At 65.0% G+C, this 14,921-nt stretch carries 10 protein-coding genes; 4 read left to right on the top strand and 6 right to left on the bottom strand.

Annotated features, from left to right (window positions below; translation table 11 throughout):
- Positions 1-16 precede the first annotated feature (16 nt).
- From NAM01S_RS24375 to NAM01S_RS24350, 5 genes are all read right to left on the bottom strand, one after another.
- On the bottom strand, positions 17-1,555 hold the full coding sequence (locus NAM01S_RS24375) for an aldehyde dehydrogenase (RefSeq protein ID WP_253799275.1): 1,539 nt from the start codon (positions 1,553-1,555) through the stop codon (positions 17-19).
- A 472-nt stretch (positions 1,556-2,027) separates the two neighbouring features.
- A complete protein-coding gene (locus NAM01S_RS24365) occupies positions 2,028-3,587 on the bottom strand; it encodes an aldehyde dehydrogenase family protein (protein WP_067789272.1) in 1,560 nt (519 codons plus the stop codon).
- 316 nt (positions 3,588-3,903) lie between these two features.
- Positions 3,904-5,511, bottom strand: coding sequence for an AMP-binding protein (locus tag NAM01S_RS24360; protein WP_067789073.1), 1,608 nt, complete (start codon positions 5,509-5,511; stop codon positions 3,904-3,906).
- Positions 5,512-5,900: 389 nt separating this feature from the next.
- Positions 5,901-6,806, bottom strand: coding sequence for an alpha/beta fold hydrolase (locus tag NAM01S_RS24355; protein ID WP_067789070.1), 906 nt, complete (start codon positions 6,804-6,806; stop codon positions 5,901-5,903).
- Complete coding sequence (locus NAM01S_RS24350) at positions 6,803-8,290, bottom strand: flavin-containing monooxygenase (protein ID WP_067789067.1); 1,488 nt, start codon at positions 8,288-8,290, stop codon at positions 6,803-6,805. The genes NAM01S_RS24355 and NAM01S_RS24350 overlap by 4 nt, the downstream gene beginning before the upstream one ends.
- A 136-nt stretch (positions 8,291-8,426) precedes the next feature.
- On the opposite strand from NAM01S_RS24350, the gene NAM01S_RS24345 reads away from it, so the two are divergent.
- The 4 genes from NAM01S_RS24345 (at position 8,427) to mhpA (ending at position 13,293) form a co-directional block, all read left to right on the top strand.
- Positions 8,427-9,653, top strand: coding sequence for a PucR family transcriptional regulator (locus tag NAM01S_RS24345; protein WP_157107884.1), 1,227 nt, complete (start codon positions 8,427-8,429; stop codon positions 9,651-9,653).
- Positions 9,654-9,912: 259 nt separating this feature from the next.
- Positions 9,913-10,767: a fumarylacetoacetate hydrolase family protein gene (locus NAM01S_RS24340; protein WP_067789061.1), complete on the top strand. Its 855-nt coding sequence runs from the start codon at positions 9,913-9,915 to the stop codon at positions 10,765-10,767.
- A 31-nt stretch (positions 10,768-10,798) separates the two neighbouring features.
- Positions 10,799-11,722, top strand: a complete 924-nt coding sequence (locus tag NAM01S_RS24335; RefSeq protein WP_067789059.1) for a VOC family protein — start codon at positions 10,799-10,801, stop codon at positions 11,720-11,722.
- Positions 11,723-11,736: 14 nt separating this feature from the next.
- A complete protein-coding gene (mhpA, locus tag NAM01S_RS24330) occupies positions 11,737-13,293 on the top strand; it encodes a bifunctional 3-(3-hydroxy-phenyl)propionate/3-hydroxycinnamic acid hydroxylase MhpA (RefSeq protein WP_067789056.1) in 1,557 nt (518 codons plus the stop codon).
- Between the two features lie 98 nt (positions 13,294-13,391).
- Here mhpA and NAM01S_RS24325 read toward each other — a convergent pair whose 3' ends face one another.
- Positions 13,392-14,909: a UbiD family decarboxylase gene (locus tag NAM01S_RS24325; protein ID WP_067789053.1), complete on the bottom strand. Its 1,518-nt coding sequence runs from the start codon at positions 14,907-14,909 to the stop codon at positions 13,392-13,394.
- Between the last annotated feature and the right edge of the window lie 12 nt (positions 14,910-14,921).

Raw genomic sequence — 14,921 nt, 5'->3', positions numbered from 1 at the left:
TGTTCCCGCTGCATGGCTACCGAGCGGAAACGTCGTAGCCGACCGGCAGATACACCGTTTGGGGTTCCAGGTAGGCAGCGAAGCCCTCGGGTCCGTATTCGCGGCCGATACCGGAGTTCTTGAACCCGCCGAAGGGACCGTTCACGTCGAGGCTGAATCCATTCACGGCGAAGGTTCCGGTCCGCACCCGGCGCGCGATCTCGATGCCGTGCTCGATGTCGCCGGTGTAGACACTGCCCGACAGGCCGAATTCGGAGTCGTTGGCGATGCGCACGGCATCGGCCTCGTCCTCATAGGACAGCAAGCAGATCACCGGACCGAAGATCTCCTCGCGGGCGACCCGCATGCTGTTGTCGACATTGCCGAGCAGCGTCGGCTCCACGTACCAGCCCGTCGGCTGCCCAGCGGGAATGCCGCCACCGGCCAGCACTTTCGCGCCTTCGTCTCGGCCGATGCGGATATAGTCGAGATTGCGCCGCTGCTGCCGCTGCGTCACCAGCGGGCCGATCTGCGTGCTCCGCTCGTTCGGGTCACCGACCATCAGCGAACCGACGGCCGCGGTGAGACGTTCGGCGATCTGGTCGTAGTGCGAGCGCGGCGCGAGGACACGGGAGCGCGCGATACACGCTTGACCGTTGTTGCCGTACGACGCGATCATCAGATCCGCCACCGCAGCATCGAGATCGGCGTCGGGCAACACAATGGCCGCGGACTTCCCGCCCAACTCCAGCGTCACCCGGGTAAGGTTGCGGGACGCGACCTCCATGACCCGCTTGCCCGCGGCGACCGAACCGGTGAACGACACCTTGTCGACACCGGGATGTCCGACCAGGTATTCGCTGACCTCACGATCGGCGGGCAGGATGCTCAGAACTCCCGGCGGGAGCCCGGCCTCGTCGGCGACCTCCGCGAGGAGGTAAGCATCCAAGGGTGTTTCCGGTGACGCCTTGAGAACAACGCTACAACCGGAGAGCAGAGCGGGAGCAAGCTTTCCCGCCGCGAGGAATTGCGGGGAGTTCCACGGAATGATCGCGGCGACAACACCAACGGGCTCCTGGCGCACCAGCAGCGGATTGCGCCCGCCGCGGCGACGCTCCTCGAACGGGAAGTCGCGGGCGATCGCGATCTGCGCATCCCACAGCAGGACGGCCGCGCGAGTGTGGAACGCCATGCTCACGTTGTAGGGCGCGCCGTTCTGAGCGGTGATGAGCCGGGCGAACTGCTCGATGCGTGCCGCGAACGCATCGCGAAAACGCTGGCAGACGCCAAGGCGCTCATCGACGGTCATTCGGGGCCATGGCCCCTCGTCGAATGCCGCGCGCGCTGTCGCCACCGCTCGGTCGACGTCCTCACGCGAGGCATGCGGGACACGGCCGATCAGCTTTTCGGTGTGCGGGGAGACCACCTCGATGGTGTCGGCACCCGCGGGAGCGGTCATGCGGCCGCCGATGTAGAGCTGGTCGAACTCGGCTACATCGGGCGGCGGAGCCACTGTCGAATCTATTTGGTGTTCCATCGGTGAACGACTATGTCTCCGATCGAGATCAGTTGCCATGGGCAGAGTGCACAGCGATCATCGCTTCGGTATGCGTTCCGCAATCCTGCTGGCGGTTAGGTGCGGTTCTCGGGAATCTCGCCATGCGTCGAGCGAACTACGCGAGACTGTACGGACCTAACTCGAGCACTGGGCACAATTCCCGATTTCGAACAGGACCTGCGCCATAGCGGGCCTGAGATCGAAGACGCTGGCAGCCGAGTTGGCCGCATGAATCATCTCGCGGATGGCCCACACCATCGGCATCGGCGCGGGGGCGCCACCCATTTCCTCGGACAGACCGAGGGACCACCCGGCCCCCTTCATGGCCATTCACCGACTTCCACAGTGATCGAGAACGACGACCTCGTGCGCTTTCGCATCGAAGACCACAGGCTCCCGGTCTGTCTGGGCGAACGATTCCGCGATCGGCCCTTTGGCGAACCGCGACCTAGGCGAGGACGTTGTCGTCGTTTGCTGACGCGATCGCTGCTCACGGCCGTCGAAGCAGCAGTGCGAGCCGCCGTGCTCCGCGGGCAGCCAGGGCCTGCCCGAATCCGAACACGGCTCGGTGCCGCCACCGCGAGGCGGGATACCACTGGAGTTCACGTTTCCTCGCTGGTCCGCGCGGAACCGTAATGGTCTGGGGGCGGCAGTATTTGCGGATCCCGGCCGCGCCTCCGGATCGAGCGCCGACGCCGGAATCCTTCCAGCCGCCCATCGGAACCGCCGGAATGAATGCGTTCGTCATGACGTCGTTGATGTTGACCGCGCCGCTCTGCAACTGTCGGGCGATCCGCTCGCCGCGCTCCCGGTCACGCGTCCAGACAGATGCCGACAGGCCGTAGGCCGAGTCGTTGGCCAGCCGAACCGCTTCTTCTTCGTCGGCGACCTTGATCACCGGCAGCGTCGGACCGAAGGTCTCCTCGCGTACGCAGACCATCGACTGATCGATGTCGACCAACACGGTCGGCTCGAAAAAGGTTGCAGGCCCAGCCTTTCCGCCGACGGTCGGGGTAGCACCGTGTGCGATCGCGTCGTCGACGTGGCGCTGCACGATGTCACGTTGTGCCGCGGTGGCCATGGCACCGACATCGTAGGCGAACTTCACACCGTCGTGTCCCTGACGCAGGGATCGAACCTGTTCGGTGAGGGCGGCGACGAACTGGTCGTGGATCGGCGCCTCCACATAGACACGTTCGACCGACACACAGACCTGACCGGAATTGAACATTCCGCCGAATGCGATTCCCCGCGCGGCGTGCTCGATATCGGCGTCGGCCAACACGATCGCGGGATCCTTGCCGCCCATTTCCAAGCTGTACGGCGTCAGTTTCTGCGCACAGGCTTGCGCGATCGCCCTGCCTGTCGGGGTCGACCCGGTGAACTGCACGTAGTCGACGTTCTCCACAACCGCACGGCCGGTATCACCGAGTCCGGTCATTACAGACAGCACCGCCGGCGCCCCGATTTCTCTCCACCCTCGGGCCAATTCCAGGGCGCTCAGCGGGGTGACCTCCGACGGTTTGACGAGCACCGCGGCACCGGCCATGAGCGCCGGTATCGCGTCAAGGCTGATCATGGCCAGCGGGAAGTTCCACGGCGTGATGACACCGACCACCGGATAGGGTCGGTAGGTGGTGGTGAGGTGTTTGGTCATACCGAGGCCGCTGAACGATTTCGGACGTTCATCGGCGAGGAAGCCTGCCGCCCGAGTGCCCCAGTACCTGATCAGGTCGACGGTGGTCGGCACTTCGGCTGCCGCGTCATAGCGGGACTTCCCGGTTTCGGACTGCAGGACATCGGTGATCCGGGAGGAGTTGTCGATCAGCCAGTCCTGCAATCGGAACAGCCACTCGGCCCGCTTCCGAGGTCCGATCGCTTCCCAGTGCACCTGCTGCTCCCGCAACTGCGCGGCTGCCGCGGCGACCGACAGCGCGGACCGCACGGGCACCCGGTTCACGACGCGGCCATCGGCCGGGTTGCGCACCTCGATTTCGGAATCCGCACGGGAATTGTCGACGCTGTGTGCGCTTCGAACATCTCGATCCATCGCGGTCACACCGATCTCCTTTGGTCATGGGGCTCTAGTCGGGCAGCTGGCACCGGGTTCGGCGTCGCAGCGGGATGATGCGGCGATGTTGTCGGGAGCCCGCATCGCCAGTGATTTCGAGATAGCCGCTCCGAGCGACTTCGACCGACAAGTGCGTCGCGCACATCACGTCGAAGTCCGTTGCGCCGGAGGCACATGGGTGTGGGAGGTTGCCGCCGACCGGTCGCTTTTATCACTCGATGTCGTCCGGATCGCTCAAAACACCATCGGTGGTTGCGTCAGGATTCGCAGCGTGAATCGGGACCCATGATCCACCTCATGACTGAATGACGCTCTGCCGCAAATCCTTTCGCAATATCTTTCCGGCCGCGGACTTCGGGATCTCGGTGATGAACGCCACGCGGCGTACCTTCTTGTACGGAGCGACCTGGTCGGCGACGAACCGGATCACCTCATCCTCGCCGAGCTGCGCGCCCGGCTGGGTGACTACGAACGCCATCGGGATCTCCTCTCCGTCGCCATCCACGGCGGCGACCACCGCGGCGTCGGCGATGCTGGGATGGGTCAGCAGCAATGCCTCCAGTTCCGCCGGCGGTACCTGGTAGCCCTTGTATTTGATGAGCTCTTTGATGCGGTCGACGATGAACACACACCCCGTCGAGTCGACACAGGCCAGATCTCCGGTGCGTAGGAAGCCGTCGGGCTCGATCGTGGCGGCGGTTTCGCTCGGATTGTTCAGGTATCCGGCCATGACGTTCGGACCACGGACCAGCAATTCACCAGGCCGGCTCAACCCGTCTGCCGGGAGGGCGATCTCGGCCCCAGTGGCGGGATCGATGAGTTTGTTCTCGGTGTTGGCAACCGGCCAGCCACTCGCGCTGATCGGTGCCGGTCGGCCGGCGATCGAGACACCCAGATCGGTGGGAACACCATGGCTCACGGGACTGAGTTCGGTCATCCCGAAGCCCTGCACGACCGCGGCGTCCAACCGCTCGGCCACCGCCTCCCCCAGCTCCTGATCCAGCGGCGCGGCGCCACTGACCACCTTACGCACGGAGGACAGGTCGAAGGCGTCGATCATCGGATGCTTCGCCAGCGCGAGTGCGACCGGAGGCGCGATGAAAAGGTGCGTCACCCGGTATTTCTCGATCGCTGCCAAAAAGTCTGCCAACTCGAATCGCACCATGGTGACCAATCGGGCACGGGCCTTCAGTGCTGCGTTCAGCAATACCGTCATGCCATAAATATGGAAGAACGGCAGAACCGCGATAATCACATCACCGGAGCCGATGTCCTGCATCGAGTCGATCTGACACACGTTCGCGACCAGATTCCGGTGTGTCAGCATCACCCCCTTCGGGCTTCCGGTGGTTCCCGAGCTGAACGGCAGCACCGCCACATGCGTTGCGGGATCGAAGGATTGTTTCGGCGGTAGCGCACCGAGCGCGAGCAGATCGACTGCCGAGCGATGCCCCACGCCACCGTCGAGGACGATCAATGCATCGTCTGTGATACCGGCCAATCTTGCCGCTTCTTTCGCCTGCGGCAGGAATACGCTCACCGTGATCAGTCCCTTGGCACCGGACGCCTGCAACTGCTTGGCGATCTCCGGGGCAGTGAACAGCACATTGATGGTGGTGGCTGTCGCGCCCGCACGCAGAATGCCATGGAACGCGACCGCGAACGCGGGGATGTTCGGACACAGCACACCGACGACGTCACCGATACCGAATCCGATGCAGCTCAGCCCTCCAGCAAATCCTTCGATACGCTCGATCAGTTCGCCATAGGTCAGCCTCGCGCTGGACGCGCCGTCGATCAGCGCGACCCGTTCGAGATCACTTGGGCCGAGGTCGCCGAACAGACAATCGAAGATACCGACATCGGGAATATCGATACCAGGGAACGGACTTGCAAAGCTCATGATTCCTCCGACGCGCTACCCGAACGAATCGCGCACGGGTCGCGACCGGAGCTTTCACTCCCGGTCGATTCGGCCGCGACTTCGACGTCGAGCAGAAGGGTTGTGGTTCGAATCATGATTCTTCGGCGAGTCGACACTTCATCGAAAGTATGCATCGCCCACTCATATGACACCGGGATGGTCGATCTGCACAGCGTCGGCGGATCGAGTTGGAGCAGCCCTGGCTACTCGATCAACTATCGCGTCCGGCAGCCGCTGTCGGATCCAATACGAGTAAGGCCCATCTTGTACGGGCGGGTGTCACCAATGGACGCACGCGTACGCAGCGATTTCGACCGGGTAGTTCGCGACAAACCAGACGCCTACAGCACGCGGAAGCGGTACCCCGCTCATCTCGCGACAGGTCCGGATTTCGCGTGGTCGGTGATCAGCTCGACTAGTCGTTGATCCAAACCTGGCGGGAGATGGTGGCCCATACCCGCGATGACCACGTGGCGCGCACCATTGATGGCCGCGGCCGTGGCCTCCCCGCCGCTGGGGTGAACCATCAGATCCCTGTCGCCGTGCACGACCAGTGTGGGTGCGTCGATCGTGCGGACCTCGTCGGTGCGGTCACCCGATTTTTGAATGGCGCTGATCTGGCGGGCGGTACTCTCCTGGTGCTGTCCGCTCGCACCGACGCCGCTGCGATACCAGAGGTCGGTCGCCCACGCCTCCTCACGCGCACGGTCGTACGGGTATGTGGCCGAGGCGATGTGGTCGAGCATGCTGACGTACCGGGCGACGGATCGCTCGACCGTTCGCACCGGTGGCCTGAGCAACCGGAGCAGCGTCGAGCGCGCCGGTTGGCCCACATGCCGGTCCCCGGTGGTCGAGAAGATCGAGGTCAGCGACCGCACCCGGTGCGGATACCGGGCGGCGAGCGTCTGGGCGATCATCCCACCCATGGACATGCCGACCAGGTGAACTCGCCCGATCTCGAGGTGGTCGAGCAGTGCTAGCGTATCGGCGGCCATATCGCCCAGATCGTAGGCGTCGGGGCGGGGGCGGGCGCATAGTTGTCGCAGCAAGCCAGGCGGCGGGGTGGCCATGCGGGTCGACGCGCCGGCGTCGCGGTTGTCGAAGGCAACGACATGAAAGCCGTTGCGCGTCAACCCATCGACGATGCCGACTGGCCACGCCGTGAGATCCAAGCCGAGCCCGGCGACCAGCATCAGCGGCTCGTCGGCGGGGTCGCCGTAGGTGCGGAAGCACAGGGTGATGCCGCGGCCGGCATCACAGGTCTGGTCGGTCATGCCGACATCTCCTCTCGAACCGGCACGCGCGCGAAGCGGAGGTGCTCGTTGGTGACCGGGTGACGACGCATGTGCCGTGCGTCGTCCAGGTAGTTCATCGACATATTCCACGGAAACTTGTCGCCCTGGCGGGGCAGTTTGTCGAGTGCTCGCTGAACGTATCCTGCTGCGAAGTCGAGCATCGGCCGTGTCTGCATGTTTGGAGCCTCTGGCACGCACAGGTTGTATCGGTACCGCTGCATATAGGCCAACACGGCGCAGAAGTGCTCACAGAGCAGATCGACCTTGAGCGTCCAGGAGGAGTTCGTGTAGCCGATGGCGAAGGCGAGGTTCGGTACGCCGCTCAGCATCATGCCCCGATAGACGATGTGGTCCCGCGCCTGCAGCGGTTCACCGTCGACGCTGATCGCGATGCCGCCGAGCAGTTTCAGGTTGAGACCGGTCGCCGTGACGATCAAGTCCGCCTCGACCTCCTGACCGGAGTCGAGCAGAATGCCGTTCTCGGTGAACGTACGAATGCGGTCGGTGACGACCGAGGCTCGTCCGTCGCGGATGGCTCGGAAGAAATCACCGTCCGGAACACTGCAGAGGCGCTGGTCCCAGGGGTTGTAGGGGGGATTGAAGTGGGTGTCCACATCGAAGCCCTCGGGCAGAGCCCTTCTGTTGGCCGACCGGATCAGCCGGCGCGCCAAGGCCGGAAATCGCTGGCAGACACTCCAGATCACACGCTGCATCCGGATGTTCTTCGCGCGCGTGGCCGCGAAGCCGCGCTCGGCGCCGAGGAGCCTGCTCAGCATGCTGGCGATCTTGTCGACCGACGGCACGGGGAGGACGTAGGTCGGGGTGCGCTGCAATACGGTCACGTGCTCGGCGCCGGTGTCGGCCATGGTCGGCGCGAGTGTCACCGCGGTCGCGCCCGAGCCGATCACCACGACCTTCTTGCCCGTGTAGTCGAGATCCTCGGGCCAGTGCTGTGGATGGACGATCGGGCCCCGAAACCGCTCCTGCCCTTCGAAATGTGGTGTGTAGCCTGCGTCGTAGTCGTAGTAGCCCGTGGCCCCGAAGACCCAGTTGGCGGTGAGCGTCAGCTGCTCCCCGGTGTCGGAGCGCTCTACCTGAACAGTCCACCGTGCGTCGGCAGTGGACCACGCCGCGGCGATCACGTTGTGGTGGTAACGGATATAGCGGTCGATGCCGTACTCCTGCACGGTGTCGTACAGGTACGCCAGGATGCGGTCCGCGCCCGCGATCGATTTCGCGTCCGTCCACGGCTTGAATCGGTAGCCGAACGTGTACAGGTCGGAATCGGAGCGAATCCCGGGATAACGAAAGAGATCCCACGTGCCACCCAAGGCGGCTCGTCCTTCCAGCACCACGAAAGTCGTCCCGGGTTGGTCGGTGAGCAGGTAGCGCGCGACACCGATGCCGGAGATCCCGGCACCGACGACGAGGACATCGACGTGTTCCTCGGAAATCGAAGTCATATAGAGCGCTCCTCGTTGAGCTGAGTTCGGTCGCTGTCCATGGTGGTTGGCAAAGCCCAGGCAGTGAAGGGCGTACGTGCTCGATTTCAGCCTCTGAATGGTGCACAGTGCACTTCGCCTCGGTATGCTTCCGAGCATGAGGTGGCCCGCTCCGTCCGCCCGCGTCGCAGATCTCATCCGGCAGGGTGCCGAGCTGATCGCGCGGGCACCGGACGACTGGGTGCAGCTGATGAACGAGGCAGAGCCGGCCACCCGCGCACTCACCCAGATCACGACGGACCCCGACCTTGTCGCGGCGATGCGCCGGTCCAACTATGACAACGTGCTCGCCTGGGCCACCGCCAATATCCGCGCACCCGGCCAACCAGTGCCCGCCAATGCCAGCACGCCCCAGCTCTCCGTGGCCCGCGATCTCGTCCGCCGTGGCGTCGACCAAGCGGCGCTCGACTTTTACCGAACTGGCCAGAACACCGCATGGCAGCAGTGGATGCAGCTGTGTTTCGGGCTGACCCGAGACCCGGACGAACTGGCGGAATTGCTGTCGATTACCGCGGCCTCGATCGCGACGTTCGTCAACGACACCGTCAAGGCGGTCACGGAGCACATGGATGCCGAGCGCGACGAGCTGACCCGGGGTTCGCAGGCCGATCGACGTGAAATGGTGGCGTTGATCCTCGAGGGCGCACCGGTGCCACTCACCCGCGCGGAAGGCGTGCTGGGGTACCGCCTCGGAGGCAAACACCTTGCGGCACTGGTGTGGACTGCCGACCGCGACGCCGATCTCGGCTACCTCGAACAGGCCGCAGAGACGCTGATGCGTGCGTGCGGAGCCTTGCAGCGACTCACCGTCGTGGCAAGCGCGACGACATTATGGGTATGGCTTCCCGTCGACACCCTGCCGGATCATCAGAAACTGGCGGCCGCGCTGCACACGTTTCCAGAGATCCGGGTGGCGGTCGGCACACCGGCCCGAGGCGTGGAAGGCTTCCGGCGCACTCACCGCGACGCCCTCGAAGTCCGCCGATTCGTCGCCCGAATCGGCGCGCCCGCCCCGCTGGCCACCTTCGAGGAGATTCAGCTGGCGTCGCTGGTCACCCAGGACCAAACCCGCGCCGAGGAGTACGTCGGCCGGGTCCTCGGAGATCTCGCTCACGCGTCGAGCGAACTACGCGAGACGGTACGGACGTATCTCCAGCATTTGGGCAATGCGTCGGCAGCGGCCGCCGCATTGTTCACCCACCGCAATACGATCGTGCGCCGCTTGGCCCGCGCCGACGAGCTACTCCCGCGCCCGCTGGAAACGGACCCCTTGCGGATCGCTGTCGCCCTGGAGGTCCTGCGCTGGCAAGCGACCACAGACTGATCACAAATCTCATTGTGGCGCAGATAATCTCCTCGCATGCGTCGGACTCTCGGTACCGCTTCGCCGGTGGGACCCGCGTCCTGGGCGCATCCCCTGACGCGGGTGACATCCGGGCTCGTGTCTCGCGATAGCTCGCGACCCAGGGCGATCTTACGAAAGAAGATTGCACTATCGAAACATGTCAGCTACTTTCGAAAGTGTTCCTCGCCACATCGGGCCCGATCTCGGCCCGCCTCTTTACAGTCAGGGAGTACACATCGTGCGATTCGCCAACATCTCCGACCGGCTAACCCTCGTCACCCCGTCCGATCTGGCGGTCGATGTCGAGCGAGCCAGCGAAGGCAGGTTCGGCGCGCGAGTCCAGGGCGCGTACGACCGCTGGGACGAACTGCGCGAATTTGCTGCGGGACTCACGGACTGCGTGGGCACACCGCTGGCCGAGATCGCCCCGGAGGACTTCGGCAATCCCGCGCCCCAGCCGCGGCAGACCTTCGCCATCGGGCTGAACTACGCCGATCACGCCGCGGAATCCAATTTCGCGGTACCCGAGGAGCCGCCGGTCTTCACCAAGTTCGCTACCTCGCTCGGCAAGCCCTACGGCACCATCGTCCTACCGCCCGGCAATGTGGACTGGGAGGTCGAACTGGTCGTCGTGATCGGCCGCGGCGGCCACCGGATCGCGGCGGGGAACGCGTGGAGCCACGTCGCCGGAGTCTCTGTGGGACAGGATATTTCCGAGCGCAACCGTCAGCGGGTCGGCCCGGCTCCGCAGTTCAGTATGGGCAAGTCCTTCCCCGGCTTCGGCCCGATCGGCCCACTGCTGGTCACGCCCGACGAGTTCGACAACCCGGATGACCTCGAGCTGGGCTGCCTGATCAACGGCGAGCAGATGCAGAAGGGCAAAACCGCCGACATGATCTTCCCGGTTCCCGAGCTCATCGCCCGGCTCTCGGCCATCACTCCCCTGGTGCCCGGTGATGTCATCTTCACCGGCACCCCTGAAGGCGTCGGCATAGGCCGCACTCCGCAGCGGTTCCTCGCCCCCGGCGACGAACTCGTCAGCTACGTGCGCGGCATCGGCGAGATGCGCCACCTCATGGTCACCGACCGCTAAGTCCCACAGAAGATCTCGACGAGGAGCCGCAATGGCGCTGCACCGACTGTCCTCGGTCACGATCGGGGTACCCGACCCGACCGCGACGCACGACTACTACACCGAATTCGGGCTTTCCCCCACGGCCGACGGCTGGCTCGCGACCACCGACGGCGGAAATCAGCTGCGTGTGGTCCCCGCACCCTCCCGGCGGCTGATCGAACTCGTCGTCGGCGCGGACGATTCCGACGATCTCGACGCGGTGCAGGCGCGACTGACCGCGCTCGGCGTGCCGCTGGTACGCACCGCTGACACAGTCGCGGCGCACGAACCGATCGCGGGATTCCGCGCGGCCGTACGCATAGCCGACCGCATCCACCAGCCCGCCGTGCCCGCCACCGCCTACAACGGGCCGGGCCGCCTGGCACGGCAAGGTGCCCGGGCCCCAGGCGTTCTGCGTACCGGCTCAGTGCGGCCACGCAAGCTTGGACACGCCGTGGTGGGCACCGTCGACCTCGACGCCACGCGCCGATTCTTCACCGAGGGCCTTGGTTTCAAGCTCTCCGATGAGATCGCCGGTCACGGTGCGTTTCTGCGCTGCTCCACCGACCATCACAACGTCCTGGTCCTGCAAGCCCCGGTGAACTTCCTGCACCACACCTCCTGGCAGGTCGACGACGTCGACGAGGTCGGCCGCGGCGCGACCGCGATGCTGGAAGGCAATCCCGAACGCCATGTCTGGGGACTCGGACGCCATCACGCCGGTTCGAACTTCTTCTGGTATCTGAAGGATCCCGCCGGCAATTTCTCCGAGTACTACTCCGACATGGACTGCATCATCGACGACCAACTTTGGACGCCCGAAGCATTCGAAGGCGCTCAGGGCCTGTTCAACTGGGGTCCACCGCCCCCGCCCTCCTTTCTGCACCCCGAAGACCTCGCTGCGCTGATGACCGGCGCCCACCACGCCGGTTAGCAGGAGATTCGCTCATGTCGAACAAGATTCACGACGTCGCTATCGTCGGATTCGGCCCCGTCGGGCAACTCCTGGCCATTCTGCTCGGCCGCCGCGGACATGATGTGGTCGTGCTCGAACGCTGGCCGCAGCCCTACGACAAACCACGCGCGGTGCACTTCGATCACGAGATCGGTCGTATCTTCCAAGCAGCCGGGATATCCGACGAAGTCATGGCCATCACCGATCCGGTGCCCGACTTCTACGAATGGCGCAACCGTGAGGGCGACGCACTGGTGCGCATCGACTGGAGCGGGACCGGCGAAAGCGGCTGGCCGACAGCGAACTTCTTTTCGCAGCCCGAACTGGAGCGCGTCCTGGCCAAAGCCGCCGAGGCGCTGCCGACCGTCACGGTGCGTCGCGGGACCGAAGTCAGCGAAGTCTCCGAACACCCCGGTCATGTCGATCTCACCGCCTGCGACGGCACACGAATTGCGGCTCGCTGGGTGATCGGCGCGGACGGGGCGAACAGTCTCGTGCGCCGCCATATGCCGACCGCCACCACCGACCTCGGCTTCTTCTTCGACTGGCTGATCGTCGACACCGTCCCGCACGAGCAGCGTGACTGGTCTCCGATGAACTGGCAGCTGTGCGACCCGGCCCGGCCGACCACAATCGTGTCGGGCGGACCTGGCAGGCGCCGCTGGGAGTTCATGAGGCTCCCTGGCGAAACCGTCGCCGATCTCGACACCGTCGAGACGGCGTGGAAGTTGCTCGAGCCGTGGGGTCGGCATCCCGGCAACACGACACTCGAGCGACACACCGTCTACACCTTCCAGGCCCGCTGGGTCGACACCTGGCGCGCCGGCCGGCTCTTGCTGGCCGGCGACGCCGCCCACCTGATGCCCCCGTTCGCGGGTCAAGGCATGTGCTCCGGACTGCGTGACGCACTGAACCTGTCGTGGAAGCTGGATCTGGTCCTGCGGGGCACGGCTCATCCAGACCTGCTCGACACCTACAGCAGCGAGCGCAGCGCTCATGTGCGCCATGCGATCGACATGTCCATCGCACTGGGCGAGGTGATCTGCGTTCTCGATGAACAGGCGGCAGCGCAACGGGATCGGCGCATGATCGCGGGTGGGGCGGATCCGGCGCAGGTGTTACCCGCCGGGGCCCCACCGGTGCTCGGAGACGGTGTGCTGCAATGTCTTCCGGACGGCCGGAGGGCGGGGGCGGTTGGGCATCTCAGCCCGCAGTACCGGGTTCGCCACGGTGACACGACCGCCCCGCTCGACGATCTCACCGGCTTCGGGTTCACCGTCCTCATCGACGGTCTCGATCTGTCGGTGCTCAGTCCCGAGCACCGACTGTTCCTCGACGATATCGGTGCGACGTTGGTGCCACTGACGAGCGACCCGAGCGACACCGGATATACCGACATCGACCACGGCTACCTGCCACACATGCGGGAACACCGCCACGTCGCGGCGATCGTCAGGCCGGACTTCTACCTCTTCGGTACCGCCCACGACGCCACTGAGCTCGCCGATCTCATCGATCAACTGCGGGTTCAGCTCCGGATCGCACACTGACAACTCACCGGACCCCGACAGCAAGGAATTGCCGACGCCCGAAGCGTCGGCAATTTCGTTCTGCGCGACAGCCACTCGCTGACCGCGAGCGCTCCTGTTCAGTCGTCCCAATGCGCGAGCACCCGCTGCTGGATCTCGAGAGGATACGCCTGCGCGAACGAACTGTGCTCGATGGGCCCGTTCGGCAGTAGGGCGTCTCGAACGACGACCGAGCCGAGCAGGGTCGCGCGCTCTTCCGCGGTGTAGCAGGTGAGCATCGGATACACCAGTCCCTGTGATTCGTAGGTGCGGAGCAGCGGATGCATGCGGGTTCCTATCGCCCACAGCAGATCGGTGTCGTCGGAGGGATCGATGTCATCGTCGAAGAGGACGACCTGGGCGACGAACCGTCCCGAGCGCACAGTGTTCAGTACTTCGGCCACGCGCTGCGCCAGCTGACCGGAGTCAGTGCCGGGCAGAGTCGTTCGCCAGTCGCGCGGCACGATCACGATCGCCCAGTGCGCGGCCATGCGCAGCGGCATCCAGACCGTGGTGATGGGAAGGCCAGCTTTCCGCAGCGCGCCGAGGATTTCCGCCGAGTAGCCGACCCCGGTCACGGTGTGGTCTTCATCGACCGGGCGGCCCTCCGGCACGATCGGCCAGATCGGATCGTCGCGATGGGTGATCGCGGTGATCGTGAACCGAGGTTTGAGCTGTTCGGCGACCGGCGCACTCCAGTCCGCGTAGCCGGGAAACTCACCGAACGGGCCTTCCGGTTCCGTCCGCTCCGGGGCAACGAAGCCTTCGATCACCACTTCGGCGGTGGCCGGCACCTCGAGTTCGACGGTCTCACATTTGACGAGTTCGACTGGTTCACCGGTAAGGGCGCCAACCCACCCGGCCTCGTCGACAGGGGCGGAGAACGTGCCCAGTCGTCGCTGGGCAAGCGGAACGCCGGTGTCCCCGAGCGGGATTCCGCCGGAGAAGGGGATTGCCGGGTCGCCGCCCTGGACGATGGCGAAGGGCATCGGCCTGCCCAGTGCAGCCCACTGCTCGTAGATCAAACCGAGGTGCTGTGGGACCGCGACCTGCCCGGTGAAATGTCGGCCGTCGATCATCATCATGCGAGAGATGCCCCAGTTGGTCCAGCTCCCATCCGGAGTGCGGGTGATGACGATGCCCCAGGTGTTCAGGTATTTGCCTCCATCGTGCTGGTGCAACTTGGGGATGGGGAACTTGTCGAGGGTGGCCTCGTCGCCCAGCAGGATGTTCTGCTTACACGGCGCCGCATCCGACTCCACCAGCTTCGGTGCGACAGGCGGCCTTTCCGCGGTGGCGAGCACGTGTTCGACCAGTTCGGCTGCGGTAGCTTCCGCAGGCAGCCCCAGCGCCAGTGCAAGGCGAGCGAACGGCTTACCCGGGACCGAGGACAGCGCCGCGGACGCACCGAGCAGTCGGAATCCCGGAGCCACGCCTTCGATGCTCTCGAACAGAGGTGCCGGGGAATCGGTTTCGAGGCATCGACGGGTTATCGCGGCGGCCTCGAGATCGGCGCTGACTATGCGATTGATGCGTTTGACATCGCCGATCTTGTCCAGTGCGTCCAAGAACGACCGCAGGTCTGGAAAGCGCTTCATGTCGAGTTCCCT

Source organism: Nocardia amikacinitolerans NBRC 108937 (genome assembly GCF_001612615.1).
GTDB classification, from domain to species: Bacteria; Actinomycetota; Actinomycetes; order Mycobacteriales; family Mycobacteriaceae; genus Nocardia; species Nocardia amikacinitolerans.
This window is presented reverse-complemented; position numbering and strand designations above follow the sequence as displayed.

What these genes read in the sequence shown, in the direction of transcription:
- NAM01S_RS24375 (WP_253799275.1), bottom strand. Translation starts at nt 1,555, where the DNA reads ATGGCAACTGATCTCGATCGGAGACATAGTCGTTCACCGATGGAACAC.
- NAM01S_RS24365 (WP_067789272.1), bottom strand. Translation starts at nt 3,587, where the DNA reads ATGGATCGAGATGTTCGAAGCGCACACAGCGTCGACAATTCCCGTGCG.
- NAM01S_RS24360 (WP_067789073.1), bottom strand. Translation starts at nt 5,511, where the DNA reads ATGAGCTTTGCAAGTCCGTTCCCTGGTATCGATATTCCCGATGTCGGT.
- NAM01S_RS24355 (WP_067789070.1), bottom strand. Translation starts at nt 6,806, where the DNA reads ATGACCGACCAGACCTGTGATGCCGGCCGCGGCATCACCCTGTGCTTC.
- NAM01S_RS24350 (WP_067789067.1), bottom strand. Translation starts at nt 8,290, where the DNA reads ATGACTTCGATTTCCGAGGAACACGTCGATGTCCTCGTCGTCGGTGCC.
- NAM01S_RS24345 (WP_157107884.1), top strand. Translation starts at nt 8,427, where the DNA reads ATGAGGTGGCCCGCTCCGTCCGCCCGCGTCGCAGATCTCATCCGGCAG.
- NAM01S_RS24335 (WP_067789059.1), top strand. Translation starts at nt 10,799, where the DNA reads ATGGCGCTGCACCGACTGTCCTCGGTCACGATCGGGGTACCCGACCCG.
- mhpA (WP_067789056.1), top strand. Translation starts at nt 11,737, where the DNA reads ATGTCGAACAAGATTCACGACGTCGCTATCGTCGGATTCGGCCCCGTC.
- NAM01S_RS24325 (WP_067789053.1), bottom strand. Translation starts at nt 14,909, where the DNA reads ATGAAGCGCTTTCCAGACCTGCGGTCGTTCTTGGACGCACTGGACAAG.